This window comes from Photobacterium sp. GB-210, from assembly GCF_003026075.1.
Taxonomy (GTDB): domain Bacteria; phylum Pseudomonadota; class Gammaproteobacteria; order Enterobacterales; family Vibrionaceae; genus Photobacterium.
In genome coordinates this window covers 25,274-51,054 of sequence record NZ_PYNU01000029.1, presented here as the reverse complement: position 1 = coordinate 51,054, position 25,781 = coordinate 25,274, and the positions used below count along the sequence as shown (strand labels likewise).

Genomic DNA, 25,781 nt, shown 5'->3' with positions numbered 1-25,781 from the left:
TGCTGCCTCTAATTTAAATTCAGCACTAAATAATCGTCTTGTTCGTTTTGTCATGATGTCACCTATCCATGTTAAGAGGTGATGATATCACCTCTGAGTAGGTGGCCAAATTTAATGTACCACTACACAAATACAGTCATCGAACAATCACACATAGTAGGACGCGTCCTACTACTTCCCATTATTCAGTTTGCCACTGCTAGTTGGTAGGTATTTGTTACCTGAATTTAATCGTTCTAAAACGCACCATTCATTTTAAATTATTTTATCAATCTTTAACTTACTTAAGTTTCATAACTTACGTAACCTTTAGCAGGAGTTCACAATAAATAATAATGAGCGCTGTTTTATTCGGTTTTAATGAATGGTTATTACTGTTTTTTTATGTAATTTTTGCATTAGAAAAACTAATCAAAAATTATATTATTTCTCACTTTTAAAAGCCGATTAAACTCCTATAATGCCCCACATCGAAACGCGACCCACGCCTTATAAATACTGTGTTTAGGCAAGGTTGTACGTTATAAAAAACTTGCTTTATTAAGGAATTCACAATGTCACGTATCATTAACAAAGTTGTTAGCTTATACACTCCAGTTTTCGCTTCTATGTACAAAGCGCAAATCAAATAAGCGTTTAAAGAATTTAAAAAGGGCGTTGAAGGTAACTTCAACGCCCTTTTGCTATTTTGTTAATAGATAGCTCAAAATGTGCCACTTGGTGCTTAATTTTTTATAAGTGCATCACCGATGCTCTCTACTGCTCAATAAAGATTTATGTCGCAAATAATTAGGACTTTTACTGGTTCTTTCACACATTTCACTAGATTTGCGATAGAACCTATTTTAATAAGCCCAAATTTATTGGACTTACGTTTAGATTACTTTAGATTTCACCTTGCCACTCAGGAGTCATTGCTTTTAATGCCATCGAAGCTCCACCACACTCGTAAATAGGGTAAGATTCTCTAATACGTGTAATATTAAAATACGCATATAATTTAAAGTTTTCTCCATCTTTTAAATATACGCCGTATCTAAGGCCATCAGTTACTATGAGTCTTTTACAGTTTTCTTTTCCTTGAGCATATCCTTCTGCTTGTGAAATGGCATTTAAGCACGAGTTACCTTTTCTTTTTGCTTCAACAACAACATCTAAATTAGAGTCATTTCTCGGTAAACGTTTAAATAGTGCAATATCTACTTTATTCCACTCAATAGCCATTTTTTGAGGTGTCCAACCGAGGGCTCTCAATAGAGGTACTGCAAGGTAGGCAACCGTTTCAAATTCTGAAGGGTCTTGGTATTTTTGATACCACTTAGCAATTCTTATTAATTCATCAATTTCTTTGGTTAGTACATCAATTGAAGTGCTAGATACACCGTAATCAAATAGTGATTCTGATATATTTTCAAAACAGATATCTTTTTGAACGTTAACCTGTGGTAGTTTTGTGAGTGTTGGTAGACTATCAAAATCTAATTTTAAAGAGTGTATCCAGTTGATGACGATATCTGATGTAAGTTCTTGTGTTGTATCGCCTAACTTAAGTGAATAAGTATCAAAAGTTTCTGGATTTTCGTTATATTTCCATAACCATTTTACTCGACGGATATGTTGCAATCCCCATCCGTCTACATCGCCAAAGTTTTCATTATATTCATAGTCGCCGACTACCATACCTACACCATAAACTTGTGAAGTACCTAGTCTAAGAACAACAATATCTCTGTCTATGATCGTTTCGCAAAAGCGCTTTAAATTGGTAATCTTTCTCGATGACCATTCATTTTTTTTTAATTTTTCAGCACAATCAGGCCAAGCTCCTTGATAACCAGGTCCTGTAATAATTACATCCCATTTAAGACATAAATCTACATAATCTCTATCTTGGTCACCTGCAGCGTGTTGCCAATATTTTATTGTTCTAGTCATATATTTCGATAAGTGGATTGTGATTATTATTGTTAATAACCCCTGAGAGTAGGGCTTATTTGACCGTATGGTTATTTATGCGCACTAAGTGCTGTTAACGGCTCTATTAATAATGCGGTTAAAAAACAGAGAATGACTCCCAGCTGAGAGTCGTTCTTGTATCTAAATTTCTGTCGCATATGTCGCTGTACTTGCTTCTTTCCATCCATTGTCAGAAATAATTTCTTTTGCCTTTGCATCAGCTTCATCCTTCGTTTTAGCTTTAACAGTGACAACAAAGAAAAAATCCAAGCCATCCCTTTCAACAGACTCAGACCACTGATTGTAATAATCCCTAGTATTTTCGCTCCGCCTCTTAATTGAACGTTTATATAAAGCACGTCGAACATCATCTGCGGTAGGCTTTGGATTCTTGATTAGCTTACGGTATCCCTGATTACCAGTGGAATACGCGACCCAAGTTTTTGTATTTAGACAGATATTTTTTTGATACATATATTTAATCCTGATTTAAAAGAGAGAAACAGATAAATACGCTTTACTCATTGATTTATAAATATTGAAAAGGATAAAGAAATATCGATATTTAATAGATGATGGTTAAATCGATCCGATATGCGGTAACGACCAGATATCGAAATACCGCCTCGATGGGAAGTATTTTTAGTGTCACTTATCCTAATAACATAAAAGTTGCGATTTGTTGTGAATCCAGAAAAAAAGATCGTCTATTGACGATCTTTAATATCATAAACACTTAAAGCGAATTGTTGCTTTTGGGTAATTGCCTAAGATAAATGGCCCTTGGTTTTCGTGAGTATCTAGTACCTCTAAGCTTTTATCTAAGCTTTGACAAAACTTGTTAGCTTGCTCTAGTACTTCTTGTAGTAACGGTTCACTACCCGATGGAAAAGCCCCTTCCTGACGCGACATAACATATTGATCTTGTCCTGAAGGTGTTGGACCCGTAGTTGTTGTTGCACAACCAGCTAGCCCAAATAAAGCAAAAGTAATAAATAGTTTATTCATAATAAAATTCTTCAATAAAACAAAAGCGATATTAAGCTTATTGTTATTTTTTTCAATGTTTTATCTATTTTTTCATATGCTTTGTGGGATACCATTTGCGGACACTCCGAGGATAAGGCTCGCCAGCGAGACGCGACATTCATTTCAAACCATACCCTAACACCATCACGTTAAAACGCCTTCGTGTGAAAAGCCGCAATGCAAGCATCGTTCACACCAAGACAACGTCATGGTGTTGTCGGGGCGGTTTTCCATTCATTTTGCCGCTGGCTAGCTTAGGAGCTTGTTTCCAACCCCTATCCCCAATCTTGGGGAAGTTTACGCTCGCGCAAACAAGAGCCGTTCGCACCGTAATGGCTCACGCTCCTAGGTTTAACTGAATTGGTTTGTGGTTCGCCATTACCGTGCGTTTGGGTATCGTGGGTGCTGGCGCTTCACAATTACGGCTACTTGGTGCCTTTTGCTGGCACAAAGCAGCCTTAACATAATGGTTTTTATACGCACTAACCAATTTTAGGTAATCTTAGTGCCACAGTAAATTTGGCATAAGGGATATCATTAATAATCTAATATCTAGGTAAAAGCCGTTTAAACCTCAACAGTTTTATTCCTTTGTATAGGTCTTATATATATTTACATTAGTTACTTTAGTTGTAACGCTATAACCATGATTCATTAAACGATTATCAATATAAAAATACGAAATAGCACTAATAACCACAGCTATCGCACAACATAAAATTAACATTTTATTATGTTGTTCCTTTTGCGTGTCAGTCCAACTATGTGCTGCTACTTTATTTGTTTTGATAATAATAAACATGGCAAGCCACAACCAAACAACAACACCAAATAATGATATTCCGACAAGCGGTGCGCTTACTGAATATTTAATGATATTCGTTAATGAATACGCATTAAAAAGTGCGGTTATCCATGAACTAATGAACCAGAAACACCCAGCACTGAGTAGTAATGTTATAAAAATAAACCCAACTTTATTTTTTAATGATATTTTCTCATATTTGTAATTTTCTAAGCGCACTTGTCAGTTCTCCTGAAACATTTTTCACTTCAAATAATGGGTCCAGTACTACACTAAGAGCTATGGAAACAGCGGCAATAATCACTAACGGTAAAACTCCAGTACCTCCAACAATCAATCCAACTATCAGCTCTGCACCATAAATAGATAATGCGGTTTTTATAAAATCAGCGCCTACATTCCCGAACCAATCGTAAAAATCGGTCTCATCGTTAAAAATCAGATCATTCGTATTTATCGCGGCTGATATAATCATGGTCATAGCACCGGCTTTTATACCTGCACCTATACGCTGTTTTGGGGCTAATCCTAGCTGTACTACTTTCGGGTTATCTATGGCATAGGTCTTCGTTCCGTTCACCTTAATACGCATACCTTTAACCATCACATGGCGTAACATCTGATTGCCATTATTTCGAGTTGATATTGACACACGTGTTTTCCCATTGATCACGGAATATCGTGCTGTTACACCAAAATCGCCAAATGCTTGAGTCAACATAACAGCGCCAAAACCTGTAGCTAAATACTCACCCCATGTTTTAACTTTATCTATATCTTTCAAAATCAATGTCGATGGGACTTCACCCTTTTGGTGGTATCGTTCATCAATCATGTTTTTTATGGAATAGAAGGTATCTTCTTCGGTAAGAATCAATACAGATTGGTGATTCTTTTCTAATTCTTCTTGTGTTGTACATTGACCAATGAATAATCCATTACCTGAAATATTATTCATCAGTTGCTCATGCTTCAATGAATGTTGATTAGCCTCAATACGAGCTAACGTATCCAGTGTTTTTTGCGCCCTAGCTTCTTTAGCCAATTCGGATTTATTAGCACGTTCAGTCTGTTTGACTAAGCTGTCATGACGATTAAGCTCAGTAGGCGGCGAGAGCTATGTTAGAGATTTAGCCATTTAAAAATAGAAAGTTTATTGAGTTTGAATCATTGTAAATAAAAAAGTGGCTAGGCAATAATTTGCCCCAAATGGGCTCTATTTAACATATTGTATGTTTTATGCGAAATGTTACGTGCCTAACTCCAGCAAGCTGGCGGGCACTGGGCACAACGCATAAAACAGCAATTATGTTAAATTTTCCGCGCTCAGTTTGGCATCGGTGATCGCTTTGGCCACAAGCCAACATCAAAACTGTCTAACGAGGGACGTTCGCCAGTAAAATACGAAATATTTTTATTAAAAAGTGTCGATAGCGTAATCAGTGTATCTAGTCGTGGTCGTGTTTTTCCGTACTCTAAATCTAAGTAGGTTTATCTTTCTATTTTCATGTGTTTAGCGGCATCGACTTGCGTCATGCCATGCTCTTCACGGACTTGTTTTAGCAAAAAGTGAAATACGTTAGGGGTGTTCACTATTTTAGTTCTTCTATGTTTTTATACGTCGGACCAAGAGATTGTATCGCTAAACGGGAAGTTGAAAAGTAGGGAAAGTGGTTTTTCGTATAAATGGTGAGGGTGGAAAGTTGCCACTAAATAGATGATATAACGCTTTGTGTTTAATCGTTCTTCATTACTATGAGTTAGAAAATAGGGTTCTGTCGCAAACTTTGGGCTATTTTATTTGTTGCTAGGTTACTCAAGTTGATTATGCCGCTATCAGATTTCTGTTCGTCAAAGCTATGTTTTGCCATTTGCCTCCTTCAGCTTCCACCTCACGATAGGCTCCTTGTATAGGCTAACACCTCCCGCTCGACAAGGTGTGTAGAAGTCTTCATCTCTTAGGTTGACATCATGTTCGGCGCATAACGAAAAAGGCCAAGTGCATGCACTTAGCCTTTATTAAAAACCATCAACGTATTTAAGACTAAATAGTTAGTTAAGTGACATCGTCACACGATTTATCGATAGCGGATCTAATGTTGGCTTAGGTAGTTTTAGTGCTTGTACTGCGCTTAAACCTTCTGAAGTGATCCCACCTTCATATTGTGGCTTAGGCTCACCAGGAACAAGGTAGGCTTTTGAACCTGGGTTCCATGCAGCAAAAAAGTCCGACAGATCTTTTTGTGCTGCGTAAGAGGCACATAACATCAGTTGATCACCTTTGCTTAATCCATTTTGATTACGACAAACGTTATTGGTTGGTAATAGCGTGTTGTCTTCTTCATTATTACGCGTTAAACGATGCATTAGCTTGATCAAATCCCAGCCTTTTAGTCCGGTTACAGTATTCGCGTAGTAAGATGGCAAAGGTGCTTTGATAGCGTTATTGATATCAAACTCTTGCTCTGCCCATTCTTTTAACTGAGCAAACATCAGTAAACGTTCACCGTTACCGCCAGCAGCCCATGCATGTCCTTGCTCTAGGCGGACAAAGTCAGGTGCCATTTTGATATCAGCTTCGACACGGGACATTTTACCGAGGTATTTATCCTGCATGTAAAGTGCCAGCATGTTGTTCACCACTTCTGTAGCACCTTCCACATTAAATGGTGCTTCAGCGGCATTGTGACCAACCTCGTGCCATAACAACCAGTCATTTAATGGTGTAGTTGATAGTGATGTTGATGTTTTATTAAAGCTGCCGTTCATCATTGGGTAGCCGGAGTGGGCTGCGCCAATAGAAATAGCGATATCGTTTACAAAGTGGTGCTTGTTATTTGATCGCGTGCTATCTGTCGCTTTGCCATTATGACCATTTCCTTCTCCAACCGCTTCATCACGAGCGTAGAAATCATTGATATCTGCGGAGAACAAATCAAGTTCTGCCGCAAATTTGGTTCTATCACCACCATAATTGTTTGCTGTTAAATTCTTAGCGGCAGCGGTGTAAATAAAGGTATTCGATTCAATTTCACCAATAGGTGCTGGTGAGCTTTGATCGTTAACCCATTTATCGACCTTAAACCAAGGGGCGTTCACCGTACCTGAGAAGTTTAATGTCACAGGATTGGTTTCATTACCTTGCACATATACGAGGCCGCCATAAGGCGCTGTAAAATTAGCTGTTGCATTGGGTTGTAGAGTAAAGGTCTTGGTCATACGAGGCGGACGCTTTAAACCTAACTCATGTTTTTCACGACCTGTTAAATCATCTGCCAGTGCAACGGTTACTGTGATCGGATTACTATTACCGGATGCCGTGATTGTCATTGGTTCATGTGCAATTGCCCATTGACCCGTAGCTTGACGGTTTCCTGCAAACCAAGCGGCAGTGTTATTGCTTAAATCAACAGTGATGCTAGTGCTACCACCACTTGTTGTAACTTCACCTGGGTATTGGCGAACATCTGCTTTAATATCAAGATCGAAGTAAGTTCGACCCAACATCAAGCGTGTTAGCGGTTTTTCCATGTAATTTAATGGGTAGCTTGGGTTCATCCAGCCTGCGTATTTACCTACGTTTTCTTTCTCTGCGCCATAAACCATGTTGTTGGCTTCAAGACTTTGCTTTAGCGCATCACTACAGGTGGTTTGCCCAGCAGCGGTATCACCATAACAGTTTAGGAACTCAGTAAAGCGTTCAAAGCCAAGTTCGTCTTCTTTACCAGATTCAAAGCGATAATCGAGATCGTTCCATAACCATACTGTCATGTTTTGGTAGATACGATTAAGATCAACACTGCTTAAGCGTTCACCTTGGTTGCCTCTAGTTCTAAAGTACAGTTCGTGTTGGTATAAACGTTCGATATTAGTACCAAGATCTGCAGCTTTAATCATGGCCTTTGCTGTCGCTTCATCTAGCGGAAGTTCTTTGTAAGCAGCACGATTCATGGCTCCAATAATTGGAACACCATTTCCTTGACGATACTCTAGACAGTTAATCTCATAGTGATAATCCGTTAGCGTACATTCTTTGACATTGAACTCGTTAATAATTTGCTTTTTATCTGCAGTGATCTCATCTGGCGTTCTTTCTTTGCCATCTTTGTAGGTATCAACGAATGCCAGTAATTGAACATTCTCGCCTTGTGCGTTTTGAATTGTCTTACGGGCGACTTCTAACTGAGGTTTATCGTCAGGCTTTTCGTTAGTAATAAAGTCCCAACTAACAGAACCATCAGAGTTAATGGTATAAGGCAGTTTAATATTACCTGTTGTTTCGTCTTTACTAGCAGCATAGCGCTCTAAGACCCAGTAACCGTGTTGACGTTGAGAACGGACGCGATCAGGGTAGCCATAACTTGGGGCATTACCACCTGCGGTTGATTGACTATTAATGGCTAATCCTGCACCGTCCAGTAAACGAGTAAAGTCATCGTTCACACGTTTAGTAATACTTTCCATGATCAAGATATTACCGCCACGCTCTACATAATTGAGTAGATCAGAAACATCTTGTTGCGTTAGTTTAGGTTGTTCGGTGTTGGCTAAAGAAGGGATCTCACCACTGATTGATACACTATTTTCGTAGCCATTTAGAATTAACAACGGCATATCAACGGGATCGATACCACTAAAGCTTGAAAGCTGTTGAGCTGTCATCTTAAAGCGAGGATCAATAATAAATGGTGCTTTATTACCAATTATTAGGTGTCCTGAACGGCGGAAATAAACATCAGGAATATTGGTACCAATGTTGATTGGTTCTACTGATGCCGTGTATTTATCACCAATTAAATAACGGAAGGTATTGGAGAAGAAATTCGCCATATCTTCGGAGTCTTGGGTGTTATTCCAACATGCTCCGTTGTCACTTACGCCGTTATCCCAACTATAGCTTTCAGGGCACACCAGAATCGTGTTGTATTTGCTGTTACCTAGCAACATAACTTTACCTGCACCTACTTCACCAATACTGATAAATGGCAGATTAAAGGTTGCAGTGTTACCACCGACTAAATCTGGTTTGACTGTTGATGGCGCTTCAGTAATGTATGCAAGAGAACGTTCATCCCATGCTTTCTTCTCACCAAAACGTAGCCAAAAGTTATTATCGTTACGCGGCATCAATACAGGAAATGCTGCATTCGAAATGTTGATTGCACCTTGTCCACGAGGATAACCTGGACTGCCGTAGTACCATGTTTCGTCACTAAATACGTGGAATTTAGTGACAGGTTTCCAGCCTTCTGACTGCGCATCAACACCGGCCCCCCATAGCTTTAAAATATTCGCTTGAATGTTACCGCCAGCATCCATCACACGAGGAAAAGATAAGCTTGAGATACTGCGTGTGGCACTACATTTACCTTCACAAATCGCGGTGTCGATATCTAGTGCTAAACCTTGGTTAAATTGTTTATCAAACTCACCATCAATAGGTGTTGGAGTCCCAGTGCCGTTATCAAGCATCACAGGCTCTGACAGTGATAGGTTAATCGCTTCATTGATGACGTTCGGGTACATGGCAAATACTTGGCGCACACGATCGTTGATCACAAGCTGTGAATCATCATGAGAGTAACGTTGCAATAAACGTTCAGCATTACGGCCTAGGTGCTCAGCGCCTAAATCTGCAATGGAAAACTGTGTTTTATTGGCTTTGATTTCACCTAATTCAAAGGTATCGATACCAAAAGAGACAGTTTCACCCCAGTTGAATGAGAATTTGCCTTGTTCATCGGTAATGCCACGAGATGAATGGCTGTAGTACTCAATACCTTGTACTGGATTGTTGTGACTATCAACCAGCGTACCTTGAGATAGGATCACCTTTGTCGGTTGATAAACCAAGTTTGCCTCCGCATTGGCAGAAACAAAATTAGAATTTAGATCGTCACTTGTACCAGGAGTGACTTCTGGTTTTACATCAGGTTCATGAGTAGAAGGTTTGCTATCCGCTTCGGTATTTTCTTCGACTTTATCGGCTAATAACTTGTTAAACTCATCTTTACTTAAGGTCTGTAATTCTGTGGAGTGATACAAGCTGTTAAAACGTAATTGCTCAGCAGAAGATAATGACAGTTCAACTACGCCACCGATAGCAGTACCACTTTTAAGCAATAGGCTTCGAGTGTTATCTAATGCATTTTGCAGTTCAATAGCATCTGTGATCGCAACAAAACGATCTGAATCCGCTAAGTTTAAGCGCTTAACTTTTTCTAGTGCTGTGTCTTTGGTGATTTTAAGCTCGATATTGCTAAATGTTGCAAGCTCAACAGCACCGTAATAACAACTGACAGTATCGCCATTGTTAATAATCAAGCTGTTTGCGGTTTCACCATTACACAGCACACTGCCACCAAAGATAAGATCACTATCTAAAGCAAAAAGTGCGGTGGCGGTTGGATCTGGCTCTACTGGAGGGATGACTTCTGGATCACCTGTTTCAGGATCAACAACTGGTGGCGTGATTTCTGGCTCCGTTGGTGGTTCAACAGGTGGCAGTGGGATCTCAGGGTCGTCAATATCTGGTTCTGGAAGTGGTTTACTCGGCAGAATTTCGGTTGGAGGAATAATGGTTGTGTTAGATGTATCATCACCATGACAACCCACCAATAAAATTGAGGAGCTAATAGCAACAGCAATAAGTTTTTTTTGCATGAAAGCATGACCTAAGATAGTGATTTTTTTGCTGTTTTATATTGTAATAATCAAGTTGGCAACTTGATTTATGTCTCTGCTTACAACTTGAAACAATTATAAAAAACAAGCTTTATGGGTATACCCTAACGAAACCACCTCCCACAGCCTCTCAATCCTTCCCACTTCATTTGTGAAACCACCTATACTAAACTGTTTTTAGAAACCAACTTAAATTAAACCAGTTTAGGGGAAACCATGCTGATCCGTGCTTACCTTCGTGCCTCTACTACCGAGCAAGATGCCCAACGGGCAAAAGAAGAACTCAAAGCCTTTGGCGCCAAATTTGGAAGTCGTATTGCTGGCTACTACATCGAAAACCAATCTGGCACCAAGTTAGAACGGCCAGAACTCAACAAGCTGATAGATGACAGCGAAGCCGGTGATGTGTTGCTGATTGAAAAGATGGATCGCCTTACTCGTTTACCTTGGCTTGAATGGAAAACTTTAAAAGTACGTATCATGGAAAAAGGGTTGGTGATAGTGGTGGTAGATCAGCCTATGACGCATGCGGTGTTCAGCGCAGGAGAGCAAAACAGCATTACCTTAGCCTTAACCGAATTTATGTTGGACTTGGGTGCAGCGATGGCCCGTGATGATTACGAAACTCGCCATAAACGCCAAGCGCAAGGCATTGCGAAAGCAAAAGCGGAAGGTAAGTACCGTGGGCGCCGTGTGAATGAGTCACTGCATCAAGATATACGAGATCAGTTAAAACTTGGGCGGAGTTATTCAGAAATACAGCAGAAGTTAGGGTGTAGTAGAGCGACTATAGCGAGGGTGGTGAAAGAGAGTTAGTTTTGGTTGTTGGTAGTAATATTGGGGATGAAATTTTTTGCTTTGATTGGTTGCGTCCTTAACCAAGATTCAATGCCCATTTTAGCCACAAGTGATGCTGAAATGATGCAAAAACAGGGCTTAACGTTCTATTTTATATAAAAGAAGTATGAGCTGTTGATTGATAAAGAGTTAGGATTTCAATAATCTAACGATTAAGTTCATATTAGTACCCAATTAATTTTTGTGTGTAAGTGCTTGGATAAAAACTGTAAGAGTAACCACCTGGCGAAGTAGCAAGACAGGGAAAGATAAACATCAATAAACCCGAATAATTTTATTTTTATACCTCTTAGTTTTATATTGTTAACGTTCACTATAAAGTGGTTAGGCTATTATTAATTGCCACTATATTGATGAAACTTAGATTTAAAACCTATAAGTGAGATCTATTTTTTAGATATTCTAACTAAACACTCTCGAATTTCTAACTTTTTATAATATAAGAGTGGGTATATATGCTAAGAATTAATAATATAAAATTAAAGTTTTATAAATTTATTGTAATGTAAGTAAAGACTTAAATTTTTTTTGATATAACTCCATAAAAAAAACACACACATTTATCTGTTTGATAAATGTGTATATTTTTATGTGATTAACTTAATCACTGAATTTTATTTAAATGTATATTTTGAATTTTATTATAATAAGCTTCATGTTGTTTTGTAGCAGCCATGTGTTATCAAATGAACTTCCTTTAGGAAAAGCAAGTAACTTTGGAGCTTATGTTTTCGGAGACTTTATATCAGGTAGTGGTAATTCCGATGGTGCGATAGCTGCAGGAGGGGATCTTTAACTTGGAGGTTATAGTGTTGCTACTAATCCGAATATCAAGATTTCAGACTACTCTTTACTCGTTGAAGGTAATGCAAAGTTTACTACAGGACAAATTTATCGAGGAAATATAAGAATCCAAGGTGATGACTACCTGAGTCAGTCAGTTATTGATGGCTTACCAGAAATTAGTTCATTAGAACAAGGCGAGCTACCTTTTTCTATTATTGCTACTCAGCCTAATTATCAAATGATTTCTGATTACTTAACTGAATTTAATACTCGTGGTACCACAGAATCTAAGTGGGGCGGGTTATATTTTATGGGGTATAAAAAGTCACCTATACAAATTTTTAATATTGACGGAAATATATTAGGACAAGCACATATTCTCTGTTGCTGGTTTAGCTGAAAATGCAACGGTTATTTTTAATATTAGTGGTGAAAATGTTACTTTTAAAAATGCAGTTTTATTGATGAAGAAGATTATGATGACGTAGTAGTAGGAGAAGCTGAAGCTAAGAGTGGTTTTAATTTACTGCTAATATTGTAAATAAAAATTTTGGTGGTCAGGTGTGTACAAAAACTGATTATTATAGTTATTAATAAGGTAAAGCTGAATTTAAGAGTGAAGTACAATATAAAGTAGAAGTTTCGGGGATATATAAGTACCAATATCAAAAACGATGTCTCTGTAACATTTGGCAGATCTGGAAGTGGAGGTACTTGTGATTAAAGTTAAATTAGATTATTTGTTTCTGGTATGTCTATTAAGTTCTTCTTTGGTCTCAGCAAAAGGGCAGAAAGAGTACTTTGTTGTGGCAAGTAGTGCTTCTGGAGAAAATACATTTATTGGTAATATTTATACAAATAATGATTTTTCAGAAACTGAGCTAAAAGCTACAGCCAATAATGACAATAGCTTTAATACCCTTGAATATTACTACACATTAGGAAAGAAAAATAATACAGATAAAATAAAGCAACTGTCTTATTCTCAGGACGGTTCTTTAACTTGGATGGATAATGAGTTAAAAGCGGTTCCTGATAAATTTTCTGGATTTAAAAAGCTGTATAAAGTTGAAGCAACAAAGCATCTTTATTGGGGGGGATATGAAATTTATGTCGTTGATTGGTTTACTAATAAGGAAAAAAAAGTGATGAGTTGGTATGATGCTATTTATTGTACCGAACGAAGTAAATGTTTTATTAGTAATCTGATGATTAATGGAAGTGAACGAAGTAGTATTTATGCCGAAGCTATTAACCTTATCTACCAACGCCCATTATCAACAGCAATTAAATTATCCTATAGTATAAATATACTTCCTGATGAAAATCAAATCGTGACTAAAAGCCCTCTTAATTTGTCTTTTAATATTGATTGGTTGAGAGAACCTTATGAGATTTCTTTAAAGGAAGTAAAAGAAAAAAACAAAAAAGAGAAAAAGTTATCCAGAGTTTCTAGTTTTTTATTAACTCTCTGGAAGTTAAACTTGGGTATTGATTCTCCTGAGGCTCAAAAAACAGAGCAAGCAAAAGCAATAAATGAAAATTGGATAGATTTTAATCCTAGCAAAATGTTCACAATATTTAATAAAAATATTGAAAGTCAACAATTAGAAAAAAGCTATTATATTCCATCTGCTTATATTCAAAAACTAACTAATATGGACTCATACTATGTATTAGGGTACCTGTATGCAGAAAACGAAACTTATATAATTGGTAATAGCATAAATAAAAATAATGTAGAACTTTTGGTTTTTTCTATTAACAACGCAGATTATAAGCTTAAGCAGACGCCTGAAAATGATGAGCTTCATACTATTATACAATCCTCAATTTTTCACAAAAAACTGGCTAGTTTAATTGAGGGAATTTGAATAGCCACTGAGTTTGTGGACGGAAAAAAAGCCAACAATTGAGATCATGGATAGGGAAACACCAGAAAACAACCAACGCTATTTCACTGAATAGATGGAGCCGAAAATGCTCGGTGACCAAAATAATGGCCACTTTTTTGTAGCTTTAAACCTTCATCTCATTGGTTAGCACTGTCGCTATTATCCTGTAATGCTTTAGGTGCTGATGTCGAGGCAGAGGTAAAATTGCAATAACTGGGAAGGTTGCAGGTAGATATCAAGAATGGACTGAAAGTTTAGAAACTGGTTGTGGAAACTTTGGAGTAGCGAAGAGTAAATTGGAACAATACGACTGTTGTGGTTAGAGGTATAGGGATAGATGGTAATGCCGAAGAAAATGTTCAAATAGACATCAAACTATCTGCAAAAACAGATACGTGTGGTGAAAGTAAGTGTGAACTAGAAGCGGTAGAGGTTACTACAAAAGCAGAGGCTTATGTATCTTTATAGGTATGGTTATTGAAGTATTCCGCTACATATAAACCTAAACCTGTCGTTCTTAGTGAAGGTTATAAAGGGAGTTGTGCTGGATGAAAATAAAAATAAAATTTTTTATATTAGTGATTATTGCTATTTACAGTTGCAAAGTTTTTGCTGCTAAATTGGAATTGCTACCAATTACTTATGACTCCCATAATAGTAGCTTTATACTTTCTGAGTTTGCTGAGGATACGATTGATGGTAGATTGCTAAATCTATCAGATATAAAATCACCTAGAACAGCAGAGCAATTATTAGCTAAATATTATTGGTTACTTAAAAATGGGAATACTGATAAAGCTTCTTCTTTGTATTATATTGATGATGGTAGTCAGGAAGAATTTATTAAAGCTATAAAATCAAAAAAGTTGAAATTAGAAGGATTCAAAAACCTTTCAGAAGTAAAAATTAATCATATTCAGCGCTGGAGTTCATTTGTTTATTTATGGGTCACTTTTATAAGTGATACTGGACAGAAATTTTCTTTGAAAGAGAAAGTTAATTGTACTTCTGAATGTAAAATTGTCTTTACACGTTTTTTGGAAAAAAATGAAATTGACGAGTTGTTAGAACTCAATTTATTTACATACAAGATGCTGGAAGGGAAAATATATAGGAGAGTGAGCCAAAGCGACTTAATTGACTTTACTAAAGTGACTGTAAATCATCCAAAAGATTTAGGTGGTGTTAACAAAACCTATCCCATGTCTTTTTATCTTAACTTTGATAAAACTTATAGCAAAAAAATTATATCGAGGAAAGATGATTGCAATATTACTTATAAAAGTAATGTTGAACTAGCAATGTGTGTTTTTTTAAATAAGTTTGAATCTATTAATGTTTTAGAACCGGAAAAACTTGCCAAATTTATCTCAGAGGTGAGAGGGATCTCATATAGAGAGGCTATAGTGGTTATGCGTTATTCTGGTAAACATATTGAAAAAAAATTCTATCAGCCAAAGCCCTTTATTCAATGGGTAACTAGCTGGTCTGCAGTGAAATTACTCGGAAGTCTTGAAAATGAGTCCACATATTTTTTGTTTTTTAAGCCTAAATTTGAAAGTGGGCGTGAAGGTCCTATTCAAGTTGTAACTTTCGATAAGATAAATGATCCTAATTATTCAACTGCTATATATGGAAACAATGGTGAAGATACGTATTTATATTTTCAGAATGAAGTTTTTCTAACTGAATTATCCAATATTATTGGTGAATGATGAGAAAGTTAAAACTCGCTGGCAAGTTTACATATTATTATTAACTTTAGTTGCTTTTCTTACTCTTTTTAAGTGTGAGTAAAAATTACTAAACATATTTCACTACCACAATGTCTTTAATGTGGATGTAGGAGCTCTCTAGATCTAACTGTTTTACTTCGGCATAAATCAGGCTTGGGGCACCTACGCCCACTTTGTATATCGGTTAGGCCGTTTTCGAGTGTTAGTTCGCCACGGTGATAGAAGGGCAATAACCTGTAATCATATTGCCATCCTCGAACACTGAATAAGCTATCAAGGATGGCATATAATAGTCGCTGATTTAAACTTTATTAAAACTAAGTATTAGCGAATTAAACAATCGTCGATTGATTACGACCATTATGTTTTGATTGATATAACGCATTATCACTAACTTTATATGCTTCACTAAATGATAATGTGTCTGACACAGTACCACCAATTGAAATAGTGACAGCAATGTTATGGATAGGGGATACCTGCACAACATGTCGAATTTTTTCAGCTTTTAACTTCAATTGTTCTTTCGTCATTGACGTAAAGCTTAGGATAAATTCTTCTCCACCCCAACGGATAGCAATATCACTTTGACGTATGCATCGCCCCAACCTTTCTGCTAACTTACGTATCACTTCATCGCCTACTTCATGACCATAGGTATCATTAATTGACTTAAAGTGATCAATATCAATAATCAGTAAGCAGAAACCTTTTTGAGCATGTAGTTTTTTCTCATAGTAATCACGTCGATAGAAGTGGGTCATGAGATCTCGTTGTAATGAGAACTTTCTCATTTTTATTTTTGCGGTTAACCAGTAAATAAAAAAAGTTAATGATAATGCAGGTATTAGTGAGTACTTTAAAATATTAAATAAGTTAACTCCGACATAAAAAGGGTCTTGGCTTGAGCAAGGTAAGAGTTTTTTAATGGAAAAGTCATACTTTGATGGATTCGAATAAAGTACAGTTTTATACTTATTATTATAAATCTTAAGTGCATCATTGAGTATATTGTTTTTAATATCAATAGCTAGTAATGCATCTAATTTACGGTTGTTATAAATTGGATAGTATAATGTTCTGATTGCTTGGTTTGATCCATCTTCTATATATTTCTCTGTCATTTTTATATTACAGCCATAAAAATAACTATAGGTTTCACCTAGGCCTTCTTTATCTATAATCCTTTTGATGACAGAATTTTTCTCATAGTTTTTATAAGATTCTAAATATTGTCTACGTGCGGGATCAAAATGCGCATGAGTTGCTGGATTATCAAAAACAGCGATTGTCCAAATATTGTTATCTGTTAGTTGATCCAGTTGATCACGAAGAAGGTTTATCCCTTTAGATAAGTTTTTCACTTCAGATGTATGGTTTATAACCACGGAAACACCATTGAAATACTGTTGGCCTTTTGGGATAAGTCTAGTATCTGTATTGTTGTAAAATGAACTAAAACGACGGCTTACAGAATATACTGAATTTATTGTCTTGAAGTATTGCTTATAAAATTTCTCTAAATGATAGGCATTATAAGCAAAATATCCACATGATATTATCGTAAAAAATAGCACGAATGGCTTAATAAAAGTAATTAACGTTTTGTTTTTATGTGTTATTTTATCGATCATTGCAATGTGAACACGAGTATGTAAGGGTTATATTTTCACATTCTAAATATATAAAGTAAATTTTATTTCTCATATCTTTAATGAATATATTTCATGAGAATGACAAATTAATTTTTCGTCGTTGTTGGTAAATATTAACAAGAGTAATTAAATGAGATTAATGTTTGTTGTCTGAAAGAGGATAAATATAAAAGGACTTGGTGAAAAAAATCAATATGAAATTAGAATTATAGTTTTCTATATTTAATTAAGCTATTCAATGGCCTATTTTAAATTCAAATAGAAACACTTTATTCCTGAATAAGCAGTAACAGCAACAGCAACAGCGACTAGTGAAGTATCTCAACAATAGGATAGAGTCCGATCATTTACCTATTAAGATTATTTGCAACAACCTCTGGTGACTCAAAACATTCTTTACCTTGTGTACGGTGCTATTGCGAACCTTACAAAAATGTAAAGTTCATGACAGGTTGGTGTATAGAACCTTATGTATTCTTTCAGCATCAAAACAAACATAAGGTTTTCAACATGTCTATTAAACGTATTTCTTTATTCCTTTTACCAGCAGCATTGTTATCAACATCAGTTTTAGCTGAAATGCCAACTCAAGGTTTTATACCGTCAATGGCAGTACAAACTCAACAACAAGGATTTACTGGACCAAGTTACGGCTTAAACACAGTGAAGGCTGTGCTTGATGCTGGCATGTTCAGTGATGATACACCGGTGGCACTGACAGGAAATATTACCCGCTCTTTAGGTGGTGAGCATTACACATTTACTGATGGTACTGGCTCTGTCACGATTGAGATTGATCATGACAAGTGGTTCGGCATCCAAGTTACACCGGAAACGAAAATAACGATCTCTGGCGAAATTGATAAAGAATTTAATCATACTGCTATTGATGTAGATTATATTCGAATTGCGAGTTAATACGCTCTAGATATCACGATAATTTCACAATTGTTGAAATGGTATAATCTCCTCATTAGTTACAGATAGATAAAATGAAAAAGTCAGTATTGCTTTCGTTAGCCCTCCTAAGTGGTAGTGCAGTGGCTTCGCCTTATATGGGTTTGGAATATGGTGCAGCATCAGTAAAACACGATTACCAAACACACTTTCTCGCTGATAATAAAACGGTTGTAGCTAGTGATTCTAGCTCTGTGTTCGGTGGTTTTATTGGCTATAAAACAGAAAACAATTATGGTCTTGAACTTAGCTATAAACAGTTTGATTTAGACGGGGATAGCAGTCAGTTACTTCTGTCTGATAAACCTGGATTTATTTTAGAGCGCGAGTGGGAGTCGGATTTATCGGTTAAACAAATTAGCCTAAAGCCTGTGATGTTTTACTCATTATCTGAAAACATACAGCTTAAAGGCGGTCTTGGTTTAACGTATAGCCATTATAAATACACCTCATCATCTCATGATGAATATGAGCACGTATTAAATGATGACATTGAGATAAATCTACCTCGCTCTGGTGGTGATAATAAAAAAGACAGTGCGTTAGGTATTGTTGCAAGTGTTGGCGTTGATTATAACCTTTACCGAAATATTCACATTGGTGCGGCAATGGAATACTATGTAGATAGCATCGCGAATGGTGGCAATATTACGGTAAATACGTCGTACTTTTTCTGAGTATAAGCCTACCTCTAAAATAATTGCAGTGAGCGATGTTGTTAAAGCGCTCACTGCTTTTCTGTATTGATCTAGTTCATTTATTTTTATTGGACAGCACGTTTAGTGAGTCTGATTATATTACCGAGCGATTATTATGCGTATCTTGCTTGTTGAAGACGATATCAGTTTAAGCCGTTATGTTGAGAAAGGCCTCCAAGAAGCCGGACATAATATTTTATGTGTTGATGATGGGAGACATGCATTATCGATATGTCTCACGGAACAATTTGATATCGCGATTGTAGATCGAATGTTGCCAGGCTTAGATGGACTCGCGCTTGTTAAGGCATTACGAGCATCAAAAATAACCATGCCCGTATTATTTTTAACCTCGCTGGGGGGGATAGATGATCGCGTTGATGGATTAGAGGCAGGAGGCGATGATTATTTAACTAAGCCATTTGCTTTTTCAGAGTTATTGGCACGCTTGTCTGCGTTATCTCGTCGTTCACATCAGTTGCTAGAAAAAGCCACTAACGAATTGCACTATGCTGATGTTTCACTGAATTTATTTGATCATACCGCATGTCGCCAAGGGCAAAACTTACAGTTACAGCAGAAAGAGTTTCGTATTTTGGAGCTTTTTCTTCGTCATCCAGGCCGTGTGATCACACGAACTATGTTACTTGAGCATGTATGGGGATTGTATTTTGAGCCTCAGACCAGTGTAGTAGAAACACATATCAGTCGCTTGCGTAATAAATTAGAAAAACCGTTTGGCGATCAGTTGATCCATACCGTACGTGGGGCGGGTTACAAATTAGAGTGCAAAAAATGAGAAGCGCAATACTGCCGTTAATGGTCGAACGCATAAAGACATTTTGCGCTTCGCATCCTTGGTTACGTCATTCTGCGATTCAACAAGGAGTAATGTTTGTTACCGTCTCTATAGTGAGCTTGCTACTGATATCAAGTATCACGATTTCGTATGTTGATTATCATTTAGATGAATTAAATGACGAGATTGAGCAAAACATTGAAGCCTTTATGTATGGAATGACAACTGAAATAGACAAAGAACCTATTGATGAAGATGATGTTATCGATGTTTTAGTCACAGGCTTTACCTTATCTGGGATACTCGTTGTGCTACTGAGTGGCGTAATCGTCACTTACATGAGTAAACGTAACCAAGAAAAAATTGACCGTATTGAACATGTGTTAAAAATAGCATCAGAAGGCAATTTATCGGCAAGAACCACCGTTTCTCGGCAAGATAATGATCTGGATCGTATCAGTTATTCGGTGGATGAAATGCTCTCTCACTTACAAAGTGTTGTGGCGGCAATGAGCGATATTTCTGCCAATATTGCTCATGAATTGAAAACACCTATCACACGTTTGCAGTATCATTTACTGACTCTCGATGAAATGCTGGTTCAACAAAATACAGTTGATAGCCATCATTTATCTGAGCAGTTAGCATTAGCTGTCAAAGAATCTACTCGTTTGGCTGATATTTTTGATGCGCTATTGCGGATTTCACAGATTGAGTCAGGTCAACGTCGTCAACGATTTGAAACTGTAGATATTGTTGATGTAGTCAATATTATTGCGGATATCTATGTCGATGTAGCAGATGATGCAGGGATGGTCTTAAACGTTCATACGCCAAAGTCTCCGCTTGTTATTCAGGGTGATCGTGAATTGTTGATCCAGCAACTGGCTAATTTGGTGGAAAACGCATTGCGTTATTGCCCTAAAGGAAGTGAGCTTTCTCTGATTTGCCGACAAGAAAATGAATCCGTGATGATCGCGATGAAAGATAATGGCCCTGGTATTCCTGAATGCGAAAAAGAGCGAGTGTTTGAACGATTATACCGGATCAATAAAGCACGAAATGATGGTGGTTTAGGCATAGGGTTATCTTTAGTTAAAGCGGTAGCTGAATTACATAAAGGTGACGTAAAACTTTATGACTGTCATCCTGGGCTCGGTGTTGATATTCATTACCCTAAAGAAGAGTAATTTCCATTCACTGTATGATATTCAAAAAGGCCGATAAATATCGGTCTTTTTTGTATCAAACATTTAGGCTAGGTATAAAGATGATTAAAAATCAGAAATAAAGATGTAATTTTTCACATTCTTTTTAATTATTTTATCACTAAGTATAAATAGCCGTATTTTATGTATCATATAAATAATTTTAAACCTGATTAAATTTGTATTTGCCATTATTCAGTTATTGATGCTCTACATCTTTAGGTATGTTAGGCTCTTGATAGTCTCCCCTAATATCAGCAGACACTATTTTAGCGTTCCACTTATTATTAATCTGCTTTGCTACAATAGCGAATTGACCATATGTGGTACCGAATGAATGGTACTCTAGAGGGATATCCATACCGTCTATATGAAGTGTTCCTTTGATGTCCGTTAGTAGGCAATTACTCCTGTCATAAGGGGGCTGTTCCTGCTTTAACGATTGGGGACCTATATTATAAATATAATTAGGACTACATTCTGAAATTATTTGATAAAAAGTAAGTTTATTAATAGTGCCTAGTGTACTGTTTAAAACCGTATATTTTGGATAGGCGAAGGATGGAGCTGAAAATAGTAAAAAAGGGAGTATTGCTAAAAGAAGTTTTTTCATCACGTAGTATCCTTAACATCGATTATAGAATAAGTGACACGCGCTATGTATTTGTAAAAAAGTATATCTCTCAAGTGATCTGGTCGCTTATAAGTACATATATAAAGCCGCCAAAGAGCGGCTTTTTATTTTCCATTTGTCGTTATTTAGTTATTGAGGATTATCATCATATTGAGGGGTATCATCACTATTGTTATAGTTACCCAAAATATCGGCGGATACTATTTTTGCTGTTACCTTATTATCAACACGCTTCGATACAATAACGAATTGGCCATATGACGTACCTGATGAATGATATTCCAATGGTATATCTTCGCCATCAATGTGAAGTATTCCTTGGATACTCTTAAGCAGGCAAGCTCCCCTGCCATCAGAATCAGGCGTTAATGACCAGGGTGTTAGATTATCAATATAGTGCTCACCACAAAAAAGTCCGCTCATTTGTTTAAAGATAAGGTAGTCAACAGTACCTGAAGTACTGTTTAAAACCGTATATTTTGTATAGGCGAAAGATGGAGCTGAAAATAGTAAAAAAGGAAGTATAGCTAAAAGGAGTTTTTTCATCACGTAGTATCCTTAACATCAATTCTAGAATAAGTGACACGCGCTATATATGCGCAAAAGACATACTATGTGTTCGGTAAATAAGTGACCGATCAAAATGACTCATTGTTGCGAATGTGAGACAGCCAATATTAGGTTTTTGAACCAATCTATGTTTTTTGTTGATATAGCCAAAGCGATGGGTATCGACACGGCAGCAATGACACAAGAGCAAGCAGTGAATGTAGCCCTTGAAGTCATTGATGTGCTATCTGAAAAGGTAGGGAGGAAACAACGCCTAGCAGATTTGGGTGTAACTGAAGACAAGCTAGCGTTCATGGCGTAAACGATGCGTGTTGTTTGGCCACCCCATACAAAGTGAGCTTCGAGGAAATCGTAGAAATCTTTAAAGCATGGATGTCATTAGCAATACCCTCCCAAAAGGTTGCTATCTTCCAGACTTTTTTATTCCGGTTGAGCCGTCGCCTCTTCAGTCCTGTCAGTGGAAAGCGTCACATAGCGTTGTTGCAGCTCCGCCAGTAACTCCAAGGTGTCAAATTCATCTAAAGAAGGACGATCACCAGCAAAGAACATAATGCTTTTATTAAACATCTTTGATAATTCTAAAAGTGTATCTAAGCGTGGTTGTGTTCGACCATTCTCTAAGTCTAAGTAGGTTTGTCTTGCTATCTTAAGGTGTTTTGCAGCATCGACTTGGGTCATGCCATGCTCTTCACGGGCTTGTTTTAGCCGGTGGTGAAAGATTAGGAGCTCATTCATTCTTTTATTCTTCTAAATTTAAAACGCCAAGATTGTATAGATAAACGATAAGTTGAAAAATAGGTGAAAGTGATTTTTGTGTCATTCAAAGTGAGTTTGGAAGGGGGGGCACTAATCAGAATGTAAAAGTTTCATGTTTAATCGACTAATTATGATTTTTCTTTGTAATCATCTATCGCGATTTGATTTTGACTCGTTTTTGAGGTAGAGAGTAGCCTGTTCATACCTTGAGTAGATTGTTGCTTACTCAAGGCTTTCGGAAAATGATTTAAGAAAAACGCAGTGACTTTGGATTAACGTTTCTGATTTTCTGCAATTTAACGCTTTTATCTTTTATCCTTTATCTTTATTTCTTTCTTCAAAAAATGCTCTAAAGTCGAATTTAGTACAATTTCCATTATCATTGCTCATTAGTGCAGGGTTACTCACGAGAACACAATGCTCATTATCGCTTACTGAGTCTTTTTCACTATGGCTACTGCAACCCATTAACACCAATATTAATGTGGTTAGCGTTATTACTTTTTTCAATTCAGACGCCTTACTTTAGATATTGCTTATTATAATAGAAATATGATCAACCTTATGATTATATAGAACTTAAATTCAAGATAATACCTAAAAAGTATATTTTGTTTATGGGTTAAATACGATGAAATCTAAAGGCTATTTTATTTTCTATTATATATAGCCGCGCTATTGATTCATTTATTAACTTTTCATTAAGGCGTTATCTAGACAAGTTAGTGCTCTCGTCTAGGTAATCTCTCTGCTCCTTTATTTTGCTTGAATCTTACCTGCTATACCTTTTTTAGATACGATTTTTTGCCACATTTCTGACATGTTTTTTTTATAAAAGCGACACAAAAAATTGCCACGCTATGAGCATTATTTAACTAGGACTCAATAGCATGGATAATATTATTGAAGTCAAAGCGTTGACAAAAACGTTTGGAAATAAAAAAGCTTTAGATGGGATCGATTTCAGTATTCATCATAAAGAAATGACGGCGCTCTTAGGCCCTTCGGGATCGGGTAAATCAACATTAATGCGCCATTTAAGTGGCTTAGTCTATGGCGATAAAGATAAAAATAGTGAGATCCGTGTTTTAGGTGAAGTGGTCCAAGCGCATGGTCGTGCAACGGTAGATATTCGACAAAGACGCGCCCAAGCGGGGTACATTTTTCAACAATTCAACCTTCTTAATCGCCTCACTGTCCTAACTAACGTATTAATTGGTGCCATGAGCCATACACCGTTGTGGCGTACTTTAAGTGGGCGATTTAGTTTAGAACAAAAACAGCAAGCGTTGGCGGCTTTAGAGCGAGTTGGGATGAGTGATTTTGCCTATCAACGTGTTTCGACTCTTTCTGGTGGGCAGCAACAACGTGTAGCCATCGCTCGTGCCTTGATGCAAAAAGCGAAGATCATTTTCGCTGATGAACCCATTGCTTCATTAGATCCAGAGTCTTCTCGTATTGTGATGGAATTACTGACAGACATTAACCAGCGGGAAGGGATTCCTGTGGTTGTTACTTTGCACCAAGTCGAGCATGCCCTTAAATATTGTAAACATGTCATCGCGTTAAAAGAAGGCAAAGTCTTTTATCAAGGTGAAAGCGCAAGTATCAGCCAACAAGAGCTTGAACAGCTCTATAGCTATCAACCCAAAGTCAATATTGATGAGAGTGAACCTCTACCACTCGCGTCAATAGAAACCCATTCCACCCCTTTACTACGTTAACACACAAAGGATATTGAAGATGTTACGAGCACTAAAGACGATGGTTTGTAGTCTTGGACTACTTACAGCTGCAACAGCGATCCCCGTTTCTGCTGAAGAGCAATTGGAATCGCTTAATTTCGGTATTATTTCGACTGAATCACAGCAAAATCTCAAAACAGTGTGGGACCCGTTCCTAAAAGATATGAGTGATAAGCTGGGCATGGAAGTGAAAGCGTATTTTGCGCCAGATTATGCAGGCATTATTCAAGGTATGCGTTTCGATAAAGTTGATGTCGCTTGGTTTGGTAACAAATCAGCGATGGAAGCGGTTGACCGAGCTGGGGGCGAGGTTTTCGCGCAAACGGTAGACTCCGAAGGTAATCCTGGTTATTGGAGTTTATTGATCACCCATAAAGACAGCCCAATTAACAGTGTTGAAGACATGATTTCTCAGCGTGCGGAGCTCGCGTTTGGTAATGGCGATCCCAATTCAACATCAGGTTTTCTTGTACCGTCATACTATGTCTTTGCAAAAAATAACATTCAACCGTCAGAGTTTAAGCGCACGTTGAATTCTAGTCATGAAGTGAATCTCTTTGCTGTTGCAAATCAGCAAGTGGATGTAGCGACGAATAATACCGAAAGCATGCGCCGTTTCGAGCTTACCAATCCAGAAAAGTTTGCCAATATCAAAGTGATTTGGCAGTCACCACTGATTCCATCCGATCCTATTGTGTGGCGTAAAAATCTCCCTGATTCAGCAAAAAATGAAATTTACAGTTTTTTCATGGATTACGGTACTTCTGGTGATGAGAAAGAGCTAGCCGTTCTAAAAGAACTCGGTTGGGCTCCTTTTAAACCATCGAGTGACTTACAGCTGCTACCCATTCGCCAGCTAGCGCTCTTTAAACAGTTAAATAGCTTGAATAAACAAACAAGTTTAACCAAAGAGCAAGCGTCAAAATTAGAATCAGCGAAGAGTAAGCTTGCTGTTCTAAACCGCCAAATGAGTGCTCTTGAAGCAATGGAATAGCGTCGCATGGGCTGGA

At 37.2% G+C, this 25,781-nt stretch carries 21 protein-coding genes and 1 pseudogene; 12 read left to right on the top strand and 10 right to left on the bottom strand.

The window, feature by feature from the left end:
* Window positions 1-885: 885 nt before the first annotated feature.
* The 6 genes from C9J38_RS20150 to C9J38_RS20120 form a co-directional block, all read right to left on the bottom strand.
* On the bottom strand, window positions 886-1,935 hold the full coding sequence (locus tag C9J38_RS20150; protein ID WP_107208642.1) for a hypothetical protein: 1,050 nt from the start codon (window positions 1,933-1,935) through the stop codon (window positions 886-888).
* 162 nt (window positions 1,936-2,097) lie between these two features.
* Window positions 2,098-2,430, bottom strand: coding sequence for a hypothetical protein (locus C9J38_RS20145; protein ID WP_107208641.1), 333 nt, complete (start codon window positions 2,428-2,430; stop codon window positions 2,098-2,100).
* Between the two features lie 252 nt (window positions 2,431-2,682).
* Window positions 2,683-2,964, bottom strand: coding sequence for a hypothetical protein (locus C9J38_RS20140; protein ID WP_107208640.1), 282 nt, complete (start codon window positions 2,962-2,964; stop codon window positions 2,683-2,685).
* Window positions 2,965-3,568: 604 nt separating this feature from the next.
* Window positions 3,569-4,009 (bottom strand): hypothetical protein, encoded by a 441-nt coding sequence (locus tag C9J38_RS20135; protein WP_045187065.1) that lies wholly within the window; start codon window positions 4,007-4,009, stop codon window positions 3,569-3,571.
* Window positions 3,984-4,835 (bottom strand): hypothetical protein, encoded by an 852-nt coding sequence (locus C9J38_RS20130; RefSeq protein WP_107208639.1) that lies wholly within the window; start codon window positions 4,833-4,835, stop codon window positions 3,984-3,986. Before C9J38_RS20130 ends, C9J38_RS20135 begins: the two co-directional genes overlap by 26 nt.
* 1,007 nt (window positions 4,836-5,842) lie before the next feature.
* Complete coding sequence (locus tag C9J38_RS20120; protein ID WP_107208638.1) at window positions 5,843-10,453, bottom strand: SslE/AcfD family lipoprotein zinc metalloprotease; 4,611 nt, start codon at window positions 10,451-10,453, stop codon at window positions 5,843-5,845.
* Between the two features lie 237 nt (window positions 10,454-10,690).
* On the opposite strand from C9J38_RS20120, the gene C9J38_RS20115 reads away from it, so the two are divergent.
* The 5 genes and pseudogenes from C9J38_RS20115 to C9J38_RS20100 all read left to right on the top strand — a co-directional run bounded on the left by C9J38_RS20115 (window position 10,691) and on the right by C9J38_RS20100 (window position 15,728).
* On the top strand, window positions 10,691-11,290 hold the full coding sequence (locus C9J38_RS20115; RefSeq protein WP_107208637.1) for a recombinase family protein: 600 nt from the start codon (window positions 10,691-10,693) through the stop codon (window positions 11,288-11,290).
* A gap of 664 nt (window positions 11,291-11,954) precedes the next feature.
* Window positions 11,955-12,518 (top strand): annotated as a pseudogene (locus tag C9J38_RS22175) (choice-of-anchor A family protein).
* Between the two features lie 316 nt (window positions 12,519-12,834).
* Window positions 12,835-13,992 carry a hypothetical protein gene (locus C9J38_RS20105; RefSeq protein WP_107208635.1) on the top strand — a complete coding sequence of 386 codons (1,158 nt, stop codon included), beginning with the start codon at window positions 12,835-12,837 and terminating at the stop codon, window positions 13,990-13,992.
* A 336-nt stretch (window positions 13,993-14,328) separates the two neighbouring features.
* Window positions 14,329-14,481: a hypothetical protein gene (locus tag C9J38_RS21835; protein WP_158259271.1), complete on the top strand. Its 153-nt coding sequence runs from the start codon at window positions 14,329-14,331 to the stop codon at window positions 14,479-14,481.
* Window positions 14,482-14,561: 80 nt separating this feature from the next.
* Window positions 14,562-15,728 (top strand): hypothetical protein, encoded by a 1,167-nt coding sequence (locus C9J38_RS20100; RefSeq protein WP_107208634.1) that lies wholly within the window; start codon window positions 14,562-14,564, stop codon window positions 15,726-15,728.
* 353 nt (window positions 15,729-16,081) lie between these two features.
* Here the strand turns inward: C9J38_RS20100 and C9J38_RS20090 are convergent, their stop codons facing one another.
* Entirely contained in the window at window positions 16,082-17,383 is a 1,302-nt protein-coding gene (locus tag C9J38_RS20090; RefSeq protein WP_107208633.1) for a GGDEF domain-containing protein, read from the bottom strand.
* Window positions 17,384-17,914: 531 nt separating this feature from the next.
* Between C9J38_RS20090 and C9J38_RS20085 the strand changes: the two genes are divergently transcribed.
* From C9J38_RS20085 to C9J38_RS20070, 4 genes are all read left to right on the top strand, one after another.
* The gene (locus tag C9J38_RS20085) at window positions 17,915-18,322 is read left to right on the top strand and encodes a NirD/YgiW/YdeI family stress tolerance protein (RefSeq protein ID WP_146144072.1); all 408 of its coding nucleotides are present in this window, start codon (window positions 17,915-17,917) and stop codon (window positions 18,320-18,322) included.
* 74 nt (window positions 18,323-18,396) lie between these two features.
* Window positions 18,397-19,038 carry an AcfA family outer membrane beta-barrel protein gene (locus C9J38_RS20080; RefSeq protein ID WP_107208632.1) on the top strand — a complete coding sequence of 214 codons (642 nt, stop codon included), beginning with the start codon at window positions 18,397-18,399 and terminating at the stop codon, window positions 19,036-19,038.
* 136 nt (window positions 19,039-19,174) lie between these two features.
* Window positions 19,175-19,858, top strand: coding sequence for a response regulator transcription factor (locus C9J38_RS20075; RefSeq protein WP_107208631.1), 684 nt, complete (start codon window positions 19,175-19,177; stop codon window positions 19,856-19,858).
* Entirely contained in the window at window positions 19,855-21,048 is a 1,194-nt protein-coding gene (locus C9J38_RS20070; RefSeq protein ID WP_199190698.1) for a cell wall metabolism sensor histidine kinase WalK, read from the top strand. The genes C9J38_RS20075 and C9J38_RS20070 overlap by 4 nt, the downstream gene beginning before the upstream one ends.
* Window positions 21,049-21,265: 217 nt before the next feature.
* Here the strand turns inward: C9J38_RS20070 and C9J38_RS20065 are convergent, their stop codons facing one another.
* Window positions 21,266-21,679, bottom strand: coding sequence for a hypothetical protein (locus tag C9J38_RS20065; RefSeq protein ID WP_107208630.1), 414 nt, complete (start codon window positions 21,677-21,679; stop codon window positions 21,266-21,268).
* Window positions 21,680-21,829: 150 nt separating this feature from the next.
* Window positions 21,830-22,246: a hypothetical protein gene (locus C9J38_RS20060; RefSeq protein WP_107208629.1), complete on the bottom strand. Its 417-nt coding sequence runs from the start codon at window positions 22,244-22,246 to the stop codon at window positions 21,830-21,832.
* 151 nt (window positions 22,247-22,397) lie between these two features.
* On the opposite strand from C9J38_RS20060, the gene C9J38_RS20055 reads away from it, so the two are divergent.
* On the top strand, window positions 22,398-22,571 hold the full coding sequence (locus tag C9J38_RS20055; RefSeq protein ID WP_233217788.1) for a hypothetical protein: 174 nt from the start codon (window positions 22,398-22,400) through the stop codon (window positions 22,569-22,571).
* A 119-nt stretch (window positions 22,572-22,690) separates the two neighbouring features.
* Here the strand turns inward: C9J38_RS20055 and C9J38_RS20050 are convergent, their stop codons facing one another.
* Window positions 22,691-23,005: a helix-turn-helix transcriptional regulator gene (locus tag C9J38_RS20050; RefSeq protein ID WP_107208628.1), complete on the bottom strand. Its 315-nt coding sequence runs from the start codon at window positions 23,003-23,005 to the stop codon at window positions 22,691-22,693.
* A gap of 911 nt (window positions 23,006-23,916) precedes the next feature.
* Between C9J38_RS20050 and phnC the strand changes: the two genes are divergently transcribed.
* On the top strand, window positions 23,917-24,750 hold the full coding sequence (phnC, locus tag C9J38_RS20045) for a phosphonate ABC transporter ATP-binding protein (RefSeq protein ID WP_107208627.1): 834 nt from the start codon (window positions 23,917-23,919) through the stop codon (window positions 24,748-24,750).
* 19 nt (window positions 24,751-24,769) lie between these two features.
* Window positions 24,770-25,765 carry a phosphonate ABC transporter substrate-binding protein gene (gene phnD, locus C9J38_RS20040; protein ID WP_107208626.1) on the top strand — a complete coding sequence of 332 codons (996 nt, stop codon included), beginning with the start codon at window positions 24,770-24,772 and terminating at the stop codon, window positions 25,763-25,765.
* Window positions 25,766-25,781: the final 16 nt, after the last annotated feature.